The sequence below is a fragment of the Streptomyces sp. sk2.1 genome (assembly GCF_008120935.1).
Taxonomy (GTDB): Bacteria; Actinomycetota; Actinomycetes; order Streptomycetales; family Streptomycetaceae; genus Streptomyces.
Window position 1 is genome coordinate 64,724 of record NZ_RDBO01000011.1, and the last position, 17,246, is coordinate 81,969.

Here is a 17,246-nt window from a genome sequence, read left to right on the forward strand (position 1 = left end):
GTCCCGACCCGGTGGGCGGGCCCGGCCCCGCAGGGCCCGCCCACCGGGAACGGAACGCCGCCCCACCGCTCCCTCCCGCCCTCTCTCCATTCCTCTCCTTTCTCTCTCCGCGTTCCCGGCGCCCGTCCGCCCACGGGGCGCTCCGACCCGGCTACTCTCGTCAACTCACCTGCCGCACAGGGCCGATGGCCTGTCCCACCGGTGCGGGAGCTCTGAAGCCAGGTCGCTGCGCACCCCTCGGGTGCGCCACAAGGGAGCGGAGACCTTCATGTCCACGGAGACCGGCCCGGCCATCGACGCCGAGCCGCGGAGCCACACGATCGTGCCGGGCCCCAAGGGGCTGCCGTTCCTCGGGAGCATGCCGCAGTTCGCGAAGGACCCCCTCGCCTTCTTCGAGCGGCTGCGCGACCACGGGGACATGGTCGGCTGGCGGTTCGGCGCCAACCCGTGCGTGTACATAGCCGATCCGGACTGCATCGGCGAGCTGCTCACCGAGACGGAGCGCACCTTCGACCAGCCCGCTCTCGGCATCGCCTTCCGTACCGTGATGGGCAACGGCGTGGTGGTCGCCCGCGGTACCGACTGGCGGCGCAAGCGGTCCCTGGTGCAGCCCTCCGTGCGCCCCAAGCAGGTGCGGTCGTACGCGGCGACGATGGCGGGCAGCACGGTGGAACTGGCCGACACCTGGTCGGACGGCCGACGCGTCGACGTCAAGCGGGAGATGGCCGCCCTGACGCAGCGGATCGCCGTCCGCACGATCTTCGGCGTGGACACCCCGGCCGACACCGAGGCGATGGGCCGGGCGATGGACGTGGCCCAGCAGGAGATCGGCAAGGAGTTCGCCGGGATCGGCGCACTGCTGCCGGACTGGGTGCCGACGCCGGGCCGGGCCCGGATCAGGAGGGCCGCGGCGGTCATCGACGCCGAGGTGGCCCGGGTCGTCGCCCGCCACCGCGACGGCGGGGACGAGCGCCCCGACCTGCTGAGCCGGCTGCTGACCGCGATCGACGAGACGGGCGCGCACCTCACCGACCGGGAGATCCGGGACGAGACGGTCACCCTGTACATCGGCGGGCACGAGACGACCAGTTCCACGCTGGTGTGGGCCTGGTACCTGCTGTCCCGCAACCCGCGGGCGCGCGCCGCGCTCGCCGAGGAGCTGGACCGGGTCCTCGGCGACCGGGAGCCGGGGTTCGACGACTACGCCCGGCTGACGTACACCCAGTCCGTGGTCAAGGAGACGCTGCGGCTCTACCCGACGATCTGGCTGGTCACCGGTGTCGCCAAGGAGGGGGCGCGGATCGGCGGCGTCCCGATGCCGCAGGGCACCCGGGTGTGGAGCAGCCAGTGGGTGACGCACCGCGACGCGCGGTGGTTCCCCGAGCCGGAGGAGTTCCGCCCCGAGCGCTGGGACCCCGAGGAGGGCGACGACATCGCGGAGTACGCGTGGTTCCCCTTCGGCGGCGGCCCCCGGGTCTGCCTGGGCACCCGGTTCGCGATGGTCGAGGCGGTGCTGATCCTGGCCGTGCTGGCCCGCCGCTTCGAACTGGACGTGGACCCGGGCGCCATCGGCCCCGTACCGAGTCTGACCCTGCAGCCGGACCGGGAGGTGCTGGCGACACTCCGGGCACGGTGACGGAACCCGGGCGGCCCGCGGGGCTTGCGACCGGGCCGCCCGGGTTCCGTCCACACACCGTCCGGGCGCCGTCCGGGCACCGGATATACCGAACCGATATGTCCGATCTGTCGCGGGGATCATGGCATTCGGTCCACACTGTCCATGTCGGCCGCACCGGCCCACATGGCCGTTCGGCCGTATCCGCAGGCTGTCGATCCAACGGGAGAAACACCATGCGCCTCCGCTCCGCCCTCACCTCCGCCCTCTCCGTCGCGGCAGCCCTGGCGCTGACCGGCACCGCGATGTCGGTGACGGCCGGCACCGCGTCCGCCGGAACGGTGAGCCGTCTCGCGACATGTCAGGAGAAGGCCCTCACCGTGCGCGCCTCACCCGGCGGACAGCAGAACGTCGCCCGTGTCGACGTCACCAACCACGGCAACCGGGCATGTGTGGTGGACCGGATCCCTACGATCACCTTCAGGGGGCTGGACGGCTCCGCCCAGCCCGTGCCGCCCGCGGAGAGCGGTCCCTACACGCTCTCCGCGGGCGAGCGGGCCCACGCCGCCGTCCGCACCGCGGACCCGGCGACCTCCGAGGGCCGCGTCGTCGGCAGTCTCTCCGTGGCGGCCGACCCCTCCCACCTGGGCGTCACCTTCAGCGGGGCCACCGTGGGCATGCCCGGGGGCGTCCATGTGTGGGAGCCGATCACCACCCTGTGGCAGGAGTCGAGCGCCGCGGCGGACCGCGCCCTGGCGGACGCGGTGGGCTGACGGACGGCCACGGACGCGCCGGTACGGCCCGCGGCTACAGGCCGTGGGCCGTACCGCCCACGGTCCGCCGCGGGTCCGGGGCCTCCGTCGTGCACAACGGGCCGCCCTCGAACCCCACGTTGACCAGCGCCGTGGCACGGCCCGCGGAGTCCACCAGCTTCAGGGCGTGCCACCGCGGCAGCCAGAACACGCGGCCGCGGTGCTCGGCGAGCAGTTCCGTCAGGGCCGTCGGGGCGTGTGTCCACACCTTCGGCAGTTCCCCGGTGTGGTCGAAGGCGGGGCGCAGTCCGATCCAGCCGTCATCGGCGACGTCGCCCGAGGTGAGCAGGAGTTCCACGGCCTGGCCGGGCTCCTGGTGGCACTTCTTGGCATGGATCCAGTGGACGTGGTGGCCGGGGCCGTGACCGGAGCAGCCGCCGTCGGGGATGAGATGGGGGAGCATGGGTTCTCGCCTTCCCGAGATCATGGACCTCAGGTGCTCTGCCCCGGCGGTCCGCTGTTCCCCGCACGCCGCGCACGGGGCAGGTCCTCACCCGGAGCACCCGCAGCGGAGCGGGGTGCCGTCCAGTCAGCCGGGGCTTCGCACTGGAACTCATGACCCATGAGGACTGTATCCCACGGACGGCGCCGCCCGACGGGTGGTCAGGTCCCGTACCGGCCGGGGCTCCGGCCTCGCCTCACCACCCGCCCCCGCCCGTCAGCCGTGCAGCAGGACCGGGAAGGCCGCCATGTCGTTCTGCGTCATCACCGGCAGCTTGCCGATCTCCTCGTCCGGAACGGCCGCCCGCAGCGCGGGGAAACGTGCGAACAGCGCGGGAAGGGCGATGCCGGCCTCGACGCGGGAGAGCGCCGCGCCGGGGCAGATGTGCGGCCCGTGGCCGAAGGTCATGTGCCGGATCGGCGTCGGCCGGGTGACGTCGAACGCGTCGGCGTCCGCCCCGTGCTGCTCGGTGTCGCGGCCGATGGCGCGGTAGGAGATCACCACACCCTCGCCCTTCGGGATCACGGCGTCGTCCACCTGGATGTCCTCGGTGGCGAACCGCATCAGCAGATGGGTGGTGGGGGTGTCCCAGCGCAGGGTCTCCTCGATCACCGTCTCCCAGGGGATCTCGCCGTCGAGCACCTTGCGCAGCTGGTCGGGGTGGGTGAGCAGGGCCCGCACGGCGTTCAGGATCAGCCCGATGGTGGTCTCGTGACCGGCCGCCACCATCGCCTTGAGGTTGCCCACCACCTCCTCCTCGGTGAGCGGTTCGCCGCCCTCCTCGGCGAGGATGAGCGCGCTGGTGAGGTCGTCGGTCGGCCGCGCGGTCTTCTCGCGCACGAGGTCGGTGTAGAAGACGTCCAGCTCGGCCAGCAGCGCCAGGCGCTCCTCCTGCGGCGTGAGCATGGAGAAGAACGCCTTGTACCGCTTCATCAGCATGGGGTGTTCGGCCTCGTCCACGCCCATCAGCATGCCGACGACCCGCATGGGCAGCGGCTGCGCGAACACGGTCTTGAGGTCGACCACCCCGTCCTCGCTGCGCTCGCCGTGCTCGGCGAGGGCGTCGAGCAGTTCCTCGGTGAACTTCTCTATCTCCGGGCGTATCTCCTCCAGTCGGCGCGGGGTGAGCGCCTGGGACGTCTTGGTGCGCAGCCGCCGGTGTTCCGCGCCGTCCACGGTGAACATGGAGCGCCCGGCGTCGATCATGCCGATCAGCGGCCAGTCGTGCGTGACCTCCCCGCGCTGCCAGAGCTCCCAGACATCGATGTCCTTCACCAGCCGCGGATCGACGAGCAGTTGGCGGGCCAGGGAGTGCCGGGTGACGGTCAGGGCCGGTACGCCGAGCAGTTCGATCCTGGCGAGCGGACCGGCGTCGCACAGGCGTGCCGTCTCGCCGTCGAGGTCCCGGACCAGCGGGTCGACGACCAGGACCGGACCGTTCGAAGCGTCTTCCCGGGCGGCGTGCGGACAGTTCAAGAGAAGTCTCCTGTCGATCGTACGGGGGAGAACCGGACGGGCAGTGCGGTCATCCCCCGCAGGAAGGCGGACTGTCGCCGGACCAGTTCCCGTGCGGGAACGGACAGTTCCAGGTCGGGCAGCCGGTCGAGCAGCACCTCGATCCCGGTACGGGCGATGATCTCGGCTATCTCCTGCGCGGGGAAGGGGCAGCGGTACTCGCCGTGGCTGAACGCCATGTGCGCGCCGTTGCCACCTCGGCCGGACGGCCCTCCCGCGGTCGCGAGGTGCTGCCGGATGTGCGGGTCGGTGTTGGCGGCGCCCAGCCCGAGGAGCAGCATGTCCCCGGCCCGGATGCTCCGCTCCCCCAGCCTGGTGTCGCGCGCCGCCCAGCGGCCGGCGAGGATCTGCGTCGGGCACTCCTCCCAGAGCACCTCGTTCATGGCTTCGGCGACGCTGTGCCGTCCGCCGGAGAGCGCCACGGCGAACTCGTCGTCGGTGAGCATCAGGCGCAGCGAGTTGCCGATCCAGTCGGCGGTGGTGAGGTGTCCGGCGGCCGTGATGGCCATCAGGTCGAGCACGTACTCCTGGTCGGTGAACTCGCCGGGGTACGCGAGCATCCGGGAGGCCACGTCCCTGCCGGGCACGGCACGGCGGGCCGCGAGCAGGCGCCCCATGTGCTCCCCGAACCGCAGATGGGCCTCCTGCGCGCCCGGCCCGCCGTCGGCCAGGTCCCTGAGCACCTCGGCGATCCGTGCCCCGTCCTCGTCGGGGAAGCCGACCAGCCGGGCGAGGACGAGCACCGGAAGCGGTACGGCGAAATCGGTGATCAGGTCCGCCGTGCCGCGCTCGCAGAAGTCGTCGACGAGACGGTCCGCCAGTTCCTCGCAGTCCTGGCGGAGTTCGAAGTGCTCGACCTCCTCCAGCGCGTGTCCCACCATCGCGGCGTGGCGCCGGTGCTCGGCCCCGGCGGTGAAGTAGATGGACGGCATCGGCCGGCCGACCATGGGTAACAGCGGCCAGTCGTCCGGGACGTTCCCCCACTGGTTCCACAGCCCGACGTCCCGGGGGAACAACTCGCCGTCGCTGGTGACCTGGTGGAGTTCGCGGTAGCCGACGACGAGCCAGGCCGGAAACCCGCCGGGCAGTTCCACGGGCACGACGGGCCCGTGCTCGTTCCGCATGGCGCGGTAGACGACGTGGGGTTCCGTGTGGAATTCGGGTCCGCTGAGCGGGACGGCGGACCCGCCGGGGCGCACCGGGCAGCCACCGCCGGTGGTCGCGCCGGTCTCGGCCTGGTGTTCGGGCACGGCGGATGCGGGCGGCGTCATCGTACGGGTTCTCCTGTGACGAGGGCTTCGCTCGGCGCGGCGATCGGTTGATCAACGCGGCTTCACTATAGGTAAGTTCGGTAAGCCTTTAGGGGGAAATCGAGAGCATTGCCATCACATGTTCGATCGACAACGACCGCTTTTGACGCTTTCCCACTGTGCTCCGCAGCGCCGCACGCGCCCGCTCCTCGCGCGTCCCCACTCCCCGCAAATCCCCGCTTTCCGTACGCGTCCGTTCCCGGTACGCGCCCGTTCCCCATAAGCGTCGTCCGCCCGGCGGCCGCCACGACTCGCGGGCGGCCGCCACCGTTCACGGGCTGCCGCTACGGTTTGCGGGCGACCGCGCCGTAGATGGGCACGGGCCGGGTCTCCACCGGGAGTTCGCCGAGGTTGAGCTCCGGGTGCCAGTCGACGACCTGGACGACCCCCGGTTCCATCACGTCCAGCCCGTCGAAGAACCGGCTGACGCCCCGGTGCGACCTCGGTACGAGTGTCACGCCGCCCGCCGCGTACGAGGCCACCCCCTTCTCCACGCTCTCGGGGTCGAAGTCACCCGTGAGCTGGGACAGGACGAGGCAACTCCCGGCGGGGAGCCGCTCCATGAGCCGTTGCACCAGCGCGTACGCCCCGGCGCCCGCCCCGTTCCCCCCGTCGCCGCCGTCCTCGACGAAGTGCAGCAGGGCGATCAGGGACAGCGCGACGGGCCGGTCGAAGTCGAGTACGTCGGCGGCGAGTTCCAGGATCCGGTCCGGCTCCCGCGCGTCGGCGTCGAGGTAAGCCGTCACCCCTTCGCCCGTACCGCTCAGCAGGGCTTCGGCGTGGGCCAGGACGATCGGGTCGTTGTCCACGTACACGACCCGGGCGGCGGGCGCCGCGCCCTGGACGATCTGGTGCAGGTTGGGCTCGGTCGGGATGCCGGAGCCGATGTCCAGGAACTGCCGGATCCCCTCCTCCCCCGCGAGCCGGCGCATCGCACGGTGCATGAACCAGCGGTTGTGGCGTGCGATCCGCTTCGTGTCCGGCGACAGTGCGGCGATCTGCCTGCCGAGCTCCTCGTCGACGGGATAGTTGTCCTTCCCGCCGAGGAACCAGTCGTACACCCGCGCGGAATGCGGCTTGGTGGTGTCGATGCGGTGCGCACCGGTCGGTCGTGCACCGGACTCGTGCCCTGTCATGCGGCGTTCCCCCTGTCGCTGTGGTCGGTCCCGGTCCTGTCGCTGCTCCTGCTGCTGGTGGTGCTGGTGCTGGTGGTGCCGTCGGCGGTCGGTTCCCCTGTCGGCCGCCTCGAAGAGCCGTCACCCGGACGACCGTGCGGCACCGCCGGGGCAGGTGGCCCCCGGCGGTGCCGCCCGGGTCACTCCTTGACGCCGATCCCGCCGAAGGCGTCGACGTCCGCGGGGACGGTCGCGCTGTCGGCGTCGGGCCGCCACTCGCTGAGCCGGACGAATCCGGGGTCGAGGATCCGCAGCCCGTCGAAGAGCCTGACGATCTCGTCGGGTTCGCGGACGTAGTACGGCACGGCGCCGCTCTCCATGTACGCCTTCTCGGCGGCGATCATGCCCTCGCTGGTCCGCGTGCCGTCGTACACCACGAGGTGGCTGCCGGACGGCAGTCCCGCCATCAGTCGGCCGACCACCTCGCGGGCCTGCTCGAAGTCGCCCGCGTGGCCGAGGATGCCGAGCAGCATCAGGGCGACGGGCCGGTCGAGGTCGAGCGTCTTCCCGGCCTCGGCGAGGATGGTGTCCGGGTCGTAGAAGTCCGCGTCGATGTAGTCGGTGACGCCCTCGGGCGAACTGGTCAGCAGCGCACGGGCGTGGGTCAGCACGAGCGGGTCGTTGTCCACGTACACGATGCGCGCCTCGGGGGCGATGTCCTGGGCCACCTGGTGGGTGTTGTCCGCGGTGGGCAGCCCCGTACCGATGTCCAGAAACTGCCGGATGCCCCGCTCCTCCACCAGGTGGCTCACCGAACGCCGCAGGAACTGCCGCCCCGCCACAGCCACATCGACGAGCCCCGGGAAGAACGCCTTGATCTGGTCGCCAATCTCGCGGTCGACCTCGTAGTTGTCCTTGCCGCCCACGAAGTAGTTCCAGAAGCGGGCCGAATGAGGCCGGGTGGTGTCGATCCGCTCCGACACCGGGGTGGCGGAAGAGGTGACGGACGGCTGCTGCTCACTCATGGGGGACCTCCGGACGCGAAAGCGATCAAGCTATGCCCTCAACCTACCTGGGTGTCGCGGGAGTCATGCGTCGCAGGTCCCACCGGATGCGCACCGGGCCGCCGCCGACCGGCGGGGTTCTCCCGCTTTTCACCGACCGGTCGGAACACGTCCTCCTCCGCCCCGCATCCGCGTGACGACAGCAGGCGTGTTTACATCGCAAACGAGCTGTGCATGTCCTTCCCGAGGCCATCCGTGTACCTTGGATTCATGAAGAGCGATGGTGTGCCGCCCACCGCGGATTCCCTCGTCACCGCCGCCGAGATCGGGCGTCTGGCGGGAGTCACCCGCGCCGCCGTCTCCAACTGGCGCCGACGGCACGACGACTTCCCCGCACCCGCGAAGGACAGCACCAGCAGTCCGCTCTTCTCGCTCTCCGAGGTGCGCGCCTGGCTCGCCGCACAGCACAAGGGCCAGGAGATCTCCGACGAGGTGCGCCTGTGGCAGCAGCTGCGCGGGACGCACGGCGAGGACATGGTGCACGGCCTCACCGCCGTCGCCGAGATCCTCCTGCGGTCGGCCGGAGAACGGGGAAGCGGGGAGCCGGGAAGCCATGAACCGGAGGACGGGGCGGACTCCGCTCTCGGTCCCCTGGTGGAGGAGCTGGCCGAGGAGCGTTCCCCGGCCGAGCTGCTGGCCGGGCTGACGGCGCGGTACGCCGAGTCCTCGGGCCGCGCGGGTTCCGACGGCGTCACCTCACCACGGCTCATCCGGGCCGTCCGGCACGTCGTCGGCGAGGAGCACGGTGCCGTCTTCGACCCCGCCTGCGGCATCGGTTCCCTGCTGCTGGCCTTCTCCCCGCAGGCCCGGTCCCTGACCGGCCAGGAGATCGACCCGGCCAACGCCCTCTTCGCGCGGCTCCGCGCGGAGGTGACCGGCGTCCGCGACATCACCATCAGCACCGGCGACTCCCTGCGCGCGGATCGGCAGCACGGTCTCAAGGCGGATCTGGTGGTGTGCGAACCGCCGGTCGGGGTCGTCGACTGGGGCCGGGAGGACCTGCTCCTGGACCCGCGCTGGGAGTTCGGCGTGCCGTCGCGCGCGGAGAGCGAGCTCGCCTGGCTCCAGCACTGCTACCACCACACGGCCCCGGGCGGCAGGGTCGTCGTGGTGATGCCGCCGTCCGTCGCCTACCGCAGGGCGGGGCGCCGCATCCGGGCCGAGATCGTGCGGCGCGGCCTGCTCACCGAGGTCGTGGCGCTGCCGCCGGGCATGGCCTCCGCGCACGCCCTCCCCGTTCACCTGTGGCTGCTCGAACGCCCCGACGGGCCGGACGGGGTCACCGATTCCGTACGCATGACGGACCTGACGGCCAACGCCCCCGACGGGCCGCTGGAACCGGTGGAGGGCCGGACCGCGGACGTGGCCCGCATCGATCTGCTCGACGACGTCGTCGATCTGACGCCCGCGGCCCATGTGTCCGTCGGGCGTGCCGACCTCACCGCCGAGTACGAGGCGGCCCGGGCGGCGATCGACGAGCAACTGGGAGCGCTGCTCAGCGCGTTGCCGCAACTCTTCGAGGGCGGGGCGGGCAGTCTCCGGGACAGGGCCGTGGTCAGCGTCTCGGAGCTGGCGCGCGCCGGGCTGGTGGAGACGACGGAGGACTCGGCGGTGTCGACCAGCGAGCAACTGGACACCGACTACCTGAACGGGTTCCTCCGCAGTGCCGTCAACAACCGCCGTTCGACCAGCGCCAGCGGCACGTTCCGCGCCGACCCACGCGGCGCCCGGATCCCCCGGATGGCCATCGACGAGCAACAACGGTACGGCGCCGCCTTCCGGGCGCTGTCGGAGTTCGAGGAACGCATCAGACGCCTGACGGAACTCGGCGAACACGCGGCCTCGCTGGCGAGGTCCGGTCTCACCGGCGGCGCCCTGCGGCCCTCGCCCCCCGGGACGCCCGAACCGCCCGCGGACAAGGACAAGAACAAGGAAAAGGACCGGACCGACCGGGACGGGTGAGCCTGACGGGGCAGCCCTCAGGACTGCTCAGCGGGCAGGAAGGGGCTGGGGTTCCCGCTCCAGGACACGTGGAGCGCTTCACGGGCGCGGGTGCACGCCACGAACAGCACGCACCGCTCCCGCAGCATGTCCGATTCGTGCTGGAGCCGGTCCACGTCCTCCGGGGTGATCTCGCGCATGAAAGGAACCGCGCCCTCCGCCACGCCGACGACCGCGACGCAGCGGAACTCCAGCCCCTTCATGGCGTGCATCGTCGCCAGTCGTACGCCCTCGCTCGCCGTTCCCGGATCGTTCCTGACCTTCACGACGGGAATGCCCGCCGATTCCAGCCGGGACCCGGCCTTGTCCAGAAGGATGTTGAACCGGGTGCACACGGCGATCTCGGACGGCCGGACGCCCTGCGCGATCCACTTCTCGACCTGCCGCACCAGCGCGGAGACTTCCTCCTGCTCGGAGACGTGACCGCTGACATGCGGCTTCCTGCCGTGCAGGAGGGACCGGTAGCCGGCCAGGCTGTCGCCGCCGTCACCGCTCAGGTCGTCCACGGCGACGTCCTCGATGACACCGGCCGACCACAGCAGGATCTCCTCGGTGCTGCGGTAGTTGAGCCGGAGCCGGCTGGACCGGCCGGCCACCGTGATGCCGATGGAGGAGAGCGAGACCCGCGAGTCGTAGATCCGCTGGTGGGGGTCCCCGGTGATGAACAGGTCGTCCGCACCGGGCTCGACGGCCGCCCGCAGCACCCGCCACTGCGCCGGGTGCAGGTCCTGCGCCTCGTCCACCACGACGTGGCCGTAACCGTGCTCGGCCCGGTCCGCCCCGGCCAGCAGCCGGGCCGCTTCGGCGCACACCTGAAGATGCGTGCTGTTGCCCTTCGCCGCGAGCAGGGCGTGGAAGGTCTCGACGGCACGCCACACCTGGGCGCGCTTGAGCGGCCCGAGGGCCGTGCCCCTACCGCGCCGGGTGGCCGCGAGGTACTCGTCGGCCGTACGGAGGTCCTGCGCGAGGATCACGTGCCGGTACTCCTGCGCGAGGAACTGCTCGGTCCAGGGCAGGTCGAGCTGTCTGACGGCCTTCTGCCAGATCCTCCGTTCCTCCTGGTCGCCCACGGGTGCCGGGGGCCGGCCGCCCAGTTCCCGCACGATGCGGTGGGCGTAGGCGTCGACGGTGGTCACGTCGACCCTGGCCAGCTGCTCCTCGTCGTCGAGGAGCAGCGAGAGGTTCTGCCGCAGCGCCGCCGCGAGCGCGTTGGTGTAGGTGGTGAGCAGGACGCGGGTCCCGGACGAACGCGAGAGCAGGTGCTTGACCCGGTGCAGGGCGACCACCGTCTTGCCGGTGCCCGGCCCGCCGGAGACCTGCACGGGGCCGTTGTACGAAGCCCGGTGGGCCAGCCGCCGCTGCGAGGGGTGGAGGAAGACCCGCCAGGCGGCGAAGGGCTTCTCCAGGATGGCGGTGAGTTCGTCGGGTTCGGTGATCAGGGTGATGCGGTTGCTGGTGTTGGCGATGGCCGCCGCCAGGTCCTCGGCCGGTTCCGGGGCGGCGTGCGCCGGCCGGCGGATGGCGACCACGTCGCGGTAGACCTCCTCGGGGGTGAAGCCCTCGGCGAGGAAGGTCAGCACCTCGAACTGGTCCTCGGGCATCAGTGTCCCGAAGGCGTCGAGCTGGGTGCGGTCGATGACGGTGCGGACGGCCTTCAGGATCTGCTCGTCGATGCCGAGCTCCCGCAGCACCGTGTCGGAATGACCGGCGAACAGCAGCGCGGGCGCCACGTTCGCCGCCTTCTCGAGAGCCGGTGTGAGCTGCTCGATGGCGACGACGTTGCGCACCTCCAGGGCACGGGTCGCGGTGTTGACGGTGTAGAGGCGCTTCGCGGCCCAGGTGTAGGCGTCGTCGTGCGGCACGACGTTGAGCAGCAGGAAGGTGTCGCTGCCGTCGTCGGGGGCGAGGACGACGCCCCGCCAGAAGTCGTTGATGCGGATGGTGCGCATCCGCGGATCGCGCGCCTTGTCCACCGATTCCAGGTGGAGCCCCTTGTCCGCGTGCAGTTCGGCGACGGTGAGCCGCTGGAACTTGGCCATCGCCTTGCGCACCCCTGCCTTGACCTGTTTCTCCAGGGCGTCGAAGCTCTCCCAGAAGGTGTTGGCGAAGGCGAGCTGGGGCACGGGCGCTCCTTGAGTACCGGCAGATCGGGTCCGTCGATCATACGAAAACCGACATGCGCGTCCTTCGCCGCCCGCTGCCCGCCACCCGTCACCCGTCACCCGTCACCCGCACGAACGTCGAAAATCTGAACCAGTGCGCATGCCGTGTTCGTTGGAGCGTAGGTTGTGCGGTGAAAAGCTCCCACCTCGGCTGAAAGACGGACGGTATCCATGACCGACCCCACGGCGGTGTCCGGCCCGGCGCGGCAGAAGATCGACACGTCGGTGCCGCACTCGGCCCGGATCTGGAACTACTGGCTGGGCGGCAAGGACAACTATCCGGTCGACGAGCAGGCCGGGGACGCGTACAGCGCCGTCTTCCCCGGCATCACCACCGTGGCCCGCAGCAGCCGCGCCTTCCTGGGCCGCACAATCACCCACCTGGTCACCGAGGCCGGGATCCGGCAGTTCCTGGACATCGGAACCGGTCTGCCGACCGTGGACAACACCCACGAGGTCGCCCAGCGGATCGCCCCGGAAGCCAAGATCGTCTATGCCGACCACGATCCGCTGGTCCTCGCGCACGCCCGCGCCCTGCTCACCTCGACCCCCGAGGGCACGACCGCCTACATCGACGCCGATCTCACCGACCCCGACCGCATTCTGTCGGTCGCCGCCAAGACGCTGGACCTGACCCGGCCCACCGCCCTGATCCTCAGCAACATCCTCGGCCACATCGCCGACCACGACCGTGCGCGCGCCATCGTCGCCCGCCTGATGGACGGGTTGCCGTCCGGCAGCCACCTCTCCGTCAACGACGGTTCCCGAGGGGTCGACGCCGACTACGAGCAGGCCCAGGACGCCTACAACGAGACCGGCGCCATTCCTTACTTCCTGCGCCCCGTCGACCAGATCGCGGCGTTCTTCGACGGCCTCGAACTCCTGGACCCCGGCGTCGTGTCGGTGCCCTTCTGGCGGCCGGACCCCGCCTCCCCCGCCCCGCAGCCCATCGGTGAACACGGCGGCCTCGCCCGCAAGCCGTGACGTTCCGACCGGCGTACGGGGCATGTCGGTGAACGTCCCGTACCGCGCACGGCCCCACGCGTAGGAACCGGCGACCGGGCGGGCGGCGGCGGCCGCCCCGGACCGCTCGGACGCTCCGGGCAACCGATCCCTCCCGCCCCCGACGCACCGATGCCGACCGAACACCCCCTCGGGGCCGTCGGCGATCCGGACCATGCCGAAGTCGGGGCTCGTCCAGGAGTGGTGACGCAGGACCAGTTCAGCGGTGGCCCCGCATGCGCCCCGCCCCTTCCTTTCCGAAAACCCCTCCAAAGCCTCGCCGAGGGCCCCGCGCGGTGCGCCTCGCGCATGGCGCCGGAACCGCCCCCTCCGGGAGTCGCCCCGCGAAGTCGCGCCCCCATGCCCGCAAAAGGGGCAATCAACTCCCCGAAGCGTACACGGAAAGCAGAAAGAAGCGCTTTCGGCCATCGCGTTTACATCGTCAACGCACCCTGGGTATGGTGTCGTCACAAAGGGGACGGAACCGCGCACCGCGTCCGCCGCCTCCAGGTTGCGTCGCGCGAAAGTTGGGTGGCAGTGGAACTCAAGGCCTCGATCGCAACGCTGTACCGCAATCTCCAGCGGGCCGCGCGGCAGGGCGTCGTACCGCGCTCGGCATTCGAGGCGGAGACCTCCGCGCTGGGCCTGGACGACACCGCACGCGCACGGCTCGCCTCGGCGCTGCTCGAACTGGGACTGCGCCTGGAGGCGCCCACCACCACTGCCACACCCATTGACGACTCCGGAGAAGTGAAGAAGGTTGCAGGGTCGCACACGGAAAACCCACAACCGGAAGGCCGGACACAGCCGCGGGTGGGTGCGGCGCTGAGGTTGCTCGACCGGTACGTCGTGGAGCGGGCCGTCCCGGAGCGCGCCGTGGCCGGCGTGGCCCGGCTCGCGGGTCTCACGGCATCGGAGACGGCGGACATGCGGGAGCGGGCGGCCGCACGGTTCACCCTGCTCCCCGCGGAGCCGGAGACTGCCCGGGCGCAGACCCCCGACAGGGCGGAGCCCATACCGGAAGCCTCGGCTCCGCCGGCCCCCTCGGTCGTCGTCGAGGAGTCCGCGCCGTTCGCCGGAGGTCTCGCGGCGGCCGTCGCCGCGGCACAGGCCGTCATCGAGGAGGACCGCCACACCAAGCGGCCCGAGAAGCGGATCCTCACGGCCCTGGAGGAGGTCGGGCTCAGTGTGCTCCTGCGCGGCGGCCCCCGGCGCATCTCGGTCGAGCCGACCGACGAGGAGCTGGGGAGCCTCCCGGCGACGGACGTCCGCCGCCGCGCACGCGACTGCCTCGCCGTCCACAATCAGGGCCTCGCCTGGGCCCAGGCGAGGGCGCACATGGGCCAGGGCCTCGACGAGGACGACCTCTTCCAGCACGGGATGATCGGCGTCCTGCGCGCGGCCCGGAAGTTCGACCCCGGGCACGGCAACAAGTTCTCCACCTACGCGACCTGGTGGGTGCGGCAGTCGATCACCCGGGCGCTGGCGGACGAGGGCAGCGCCATCCGCATCCCGGTCCACATGCACGAACTCGTGCGCAAGGTGGGCCGTGTGGAACGCGAGCTGCTGTCGGCCGGAAAGTCCCGCAGCGCGGCCGCCGTCGCGGTGGCCTGCGACCTCCCCGTCGGCAAGGTGGAGGAGATCCGCCGGATCAGCAAGGTCACGGACTCCACCGACCGGATCATCGGGGACGGCACGCACCTGGGCGAACTGCTGGAGGTCCGTACGGCTCTGCCGTCCGTCGAGGTCGCGGTGCTGGCCGCGCTGGCGGACGAGGGCGTGCACGATCTCGTGGCCCTCCTGCCGGAGCGTTACGCCCGCGTCGTGGCCCTTCGCATCGGTCTCGACGGCACGGCTCCCGCGACCCTCGACGCCATCGGGGGCGAGCTCGGCGTCACCCGTGAACGGGTACGGCAGTTGGAGTCCCAGGTCTTCTCCGTACTGCGGATCGCCCTTCGTGATCCGGCCGGAAATCCTTGCGCGGCACTGTCGGAGATGCTGACCGAAGCCGTGGAGGACGGGGCGACGAACAACCCGGTGGGCGCGATCAGCAGGGATCTCGCCAAGCCGGACTGGCGCGCCGGGATCAAGGCGCTCACCTCGTTCCGGGCGCGGGAGGGTCGTGCCATGCCCGAAAGAAGCCACGTCGAGGACGGGTTCCCATTGGGGGAATGGGTGGCCCAGCAACGTGTCGAGGGCCGGGTGGGAGGCCGCGGCCTCCCGGCGCAACGGCGGATGCTCCTGGAGACCCTGGGCATGGTGTGGACCCCGCCGAGGTCCGCGGAAGTCCAGGAGCGGGTCCGGCGCGCCTACGCCGAGAGCCGGGCCCTCCGCGCGGTGGGGCGGCACCGCCCCGCCCGTACTGCCACCCGTCCTGCGACGGCTCCGGTTCCTGCCCCCGCGCCGGCCGTGCCCACGTCGGCCGCACCCGCGCCCGTCGCACCCGCGCAGGCCGTGCCCACGTCGGCCGTGCCCGCGTCGGCCGCACCCGCGCAGGCCGTGCCCGCGCAGGCCGTGCCCAAAATTGCCGCGGCGGAAGCGGAGCAGGTGGCGGAGCCACCGACGGTCACGGTGGCGAAGCCGGAGCCGGAGCCGCTGGCAGTGGCGGAGACGGTGGCCGTGGCAGTGGCGGAACCGGAGCCGGTGGCGGAGACCGTGCTGCTGGCGGAATCACCGACCGGAGCGGACACCGCCGTGCACACCATCGTGGACACCGTCACGGATGTCGTACCGGAGGCAGCACCCCCGGCGGTCCCGGGGCAGCGGAGCGAGCCGGTCGACGCGGCCGTTCCGGTCGAGGTGCCCGAAGCCGAGCGGTACACGGGGCGTTGGGACGACGCCATGGACCTTGCCCTCACCCTCAACCGGAGCGTCCGGTGGACGGCCCACTACGTGCACCTCGCCCTGGGCCAGGTCCTGCTGGGCGAGATCCTGGGGGCCGGGTCGGCACGGGCCGTGGCCGAGGTCGCCGCGGGCAGCAGGCTCCCGGACCGGCCGGTCGGCCAGGCCCTCGAAGCACTCGTGCGGGTGGTGGACGGCCTCAAGGACAGGAAGTCGCGCCCGGAGGAGTTCTTCGAGTCCCCGTCCCCCGCCCTGCTCGGCCGGTCGCCCCGCGTGTACCTGGCCGCCCATCCGCTCACGAAGCCGGAGTCCAGGCTGGCGCTCGCGGACGCGCTCAAGGAGTTCTCCCCCGTCCGTGCCCTCTCTTCGGCAACGGCCGACGCGGACACGACCGGCGCCCTCCCGGCACCGGACACGCCCCCCGTTCCCGCAGCGGCGGACCCGGTCGGCGCTCCTGCGACAGCGGGCCCGGCCGACACCCCTGAAGCGGTCGTCGAGCCCCCCGCGGTGCTCGCGGACGCGCCGAACGCCGCTGTCGGGACCGTCGACGAGGCCGCGCTCCACCGGGCGTCGGCCGCCGCCGAGGAGGCGGCCCGACGGCTGCGGGAGCTGGAGGCCGACGTGGCCGACCGGGTCGCCCGGGCCCGGGCGGCCGAACGCAACCATGCCCGTGCCGAGGCGCGGGCGGAGGTGGACGAGGCCACCCGACGGATCCGCGCGCTGGAGGCGAGTCTGGTCGATCGGATCGCGCACGCCAGGGCGGAGGAGCGGAACAGGGCACGGGCCGAAGCCGAACAGCGGATCGCCGGCATCCGCGACGAGGCCGAACGGCTCGTCAGGGAGGCCGGGCACACCGCCGAGGAACGCGTGCGGCAGGTCAGGACCGCGATGGAACACGCGGCCTCCGAGCGGGAGGAGCAGATACTGCGTCGTGTCGAGGAGGAGGTCGCCCGCCGCGCCCTCGGCGTCGAAGAGGCCGCCCGCAAGGAGGTTCTCGCGCTGGAGGCCCGGCTGCGGCAGGCGGAGGCCGCCTTCGCCGAACGGGCCCACGCCGCACAGGCGCTGGAGCAGGACGCGGCCGAGCGGGTCCGGGCGGCCGAGCACTGGGCGGAGCAGCGGGTCGCCGAGGCGGAACAGGCCGTGCGCTCGCACACCGCCGAGGTGGAGCGGGCGGCGCGCTCGCGCATAGCCGAGTTGGAGGCACGGCTCGCATCGATGCACGACACGCCCGCGCCCCCGTATCCGTACCCGTCCCCACCCTCAACCCCGACCCCGGCCCCGGCTCCGGCTCCGGCCCCGGCCGACCCCCAGCAGCACGACTCCCGCCGCTGGTGGAGGCGTGGGTGACGGTCCCGGAGCAGGCCGGC

The 17,246-nt window shown here is 71.9% G+C and carries 11 protein-coding genes and 1 riboswitch; of the genes, 5 read left to right on the top strand and 6 right to left on the bottom strand.

What is annotated here, in order from left to right:
- The first annotated feature begins 268 nt into the window (after positions 1–268).
- Together EAO76_RS01670 and EAO76_RS01675 are read left to right on the top strand one after the other, a co-directional pair.
- On the top strand, positions 269–1,636 hold the full coding sequence (locus EAO76_RS01670; protein ID WP_148832557.1) for a cytochrome P450: 1,368 nt from the start codon (positions 269–271) through the stop codon (positions 1,634–1,636).
- 215 nt (positions 1,637–1,851) lie between these two features.
- Positions 1,852–2,388 carry a DUF4232 domain-containing protein gene (locus EAO76_RS01675; RefSeq protein ID WP_148832559.1) on the top strand — a complete coding sequence of 179 codons (537 nt, stop codon included), beginning with the start codon at positions 1,852–1,854 and terminating at the stop codon, positions 2,386–2,388.
- Between the two features lie 34 nt (positions 2,389–2,422).
- Here EAO76_RS01675 and EAO76_RS01680 read toward each other — a convergent pair whose 3' ends face one another.
- The 5 genes from EAO76_RS01680 to EAO76_RS01700 form a co-directional block, all read right to left on the bottom strand.
- Entirely contained in the window at positions 2,423–2,830 is a 408-nt protein-coding gene (locus EAO76_RS01680) for a hypothetical protein (RefSeq protein ID WP_148832561.1), read from the bottom strand.
- Positions 2,831–2,878: 48 nt separating this feature from the next.
- Positions 2,879–2,988, bottom strand: a riboswitch (SAM riboswitch).
- Positions 2,989–3,085: 97 nt separating this feature from the next.
- Positions 3,086–4,345 (bottom strand): cytochrome P450, encoded by a 1,260-nt coding sequence (locus tag EAO76_RS01685; RefSeq protein WP_148832564.1) that lies wholly within the window; start codon positions 4,343–4,345, stop codon positions 3,086–3,088.
- Entirely contained in the window at positions 4,342–5,655 is a 1,314-nt protein-coding gene (locus EAO76_RS01690; RefSeq protein ID WP_148832566.1) for a cytochrome P450, read from the bottom strand. Before EAO76_RS01690 ends, EAO76_RS01685 begins: the two co-directional genes overlap by 4 nt.
- 323 nt (positions 5,656–5,978) lie before the next feature.
- Positions 5,979–6,830 carry an SAM-dependent methyltransferase gene (locus tag EAO76_RS01695; RefSeq protein WP_148832570.1) on the bottom strand — a complete coding sequence of 284 codons (852 nt, stop codon included), beginning with the start codon at positions 6,828–6,830 and terminating at the stop codon, positions 5,979–5,981.
- Positions 6,831–7,009: 179 nt separating this feature from the next.
- The gene (locus tag EAO76_RS01700) at positions 7,010–7,834 is read right to left on the bottom strand and encodes an SAM-dependent methyltransferase (RefSeq protein ID WP_148832571.1); all 825 of its coding nucleotides are present in this window, start codon (positions 7,832–7,834) and stop codon (positions 7,010–7,012) included.
- A 249-nt stretch (positions 7,835–8,083) separates the two neighbouring features.
- Here EAO76_RS01700 and EAO76_RS01705 point away from each other — a divergent pair, with 249 nt between their 5' ends.
- The gene (locus EAO76_RS01705; protein WP_148832573.1) at positions 8,084–9,835 is read left to right on the top strand and encodes an N-6 DNA methylase; all 1,752 of its coding nucleotides are present in this window, start codon (positions 8,084–8,086) and stop codon (positions 9,833–9,835) included.
- Positions 9,836–9,852: 17 nt separating this feature from the next.
- Here EAO76_RS01705 and EAO76_RS01710 read toward each other — a convergent pair whose 3' ends face one another.
- Positions 9,853–11,997 carry a UvrD-helicase domain-containing protein gene (locus EAO76_RS01710; protein WP_148832575.1) on the bottom strand — a complete coding sequence of 715 codons (2,145 nt, stop codon included), beginning with the start codon at positions 11,995–11,997 and terminating at the stop codon, positions 9,853–9,855.
- 210 nt (positions 11,998–12,207) lie between these two features.
- Here EAO76_RS01710 and EAO76_RS01715 point away from each other — a divergent pair, with 210 nt between their 5' ends.
- Both EAO76_RS01715 and EAO76_RS01720 read left to right on the top strand, forming a co-directional pair.
- A complete protein-coding gene (locus EAO76_RS01715; protein WP_148832577.1) occupies positions 12,208–13,020 on the top strand; it encodes an SAM-dependent methyltransferase in 813 nt (270 codons plus the stop codon).
- Positions 13,021–13,575: 555 nt separating this feature from the next.
- A complete protein-coding gene (locus EAO76_RS01720; RefSeq protein WP_187438423.1) occupies positions 13,576–17,226 on the top strand; it encodes a sigma-70 family RNA polymerase sigma factor in 3,651 nt (1,216 codons plus the stop codon).
- Positions 17,227–17,246 lie beyond the last annotated feature (20 nt).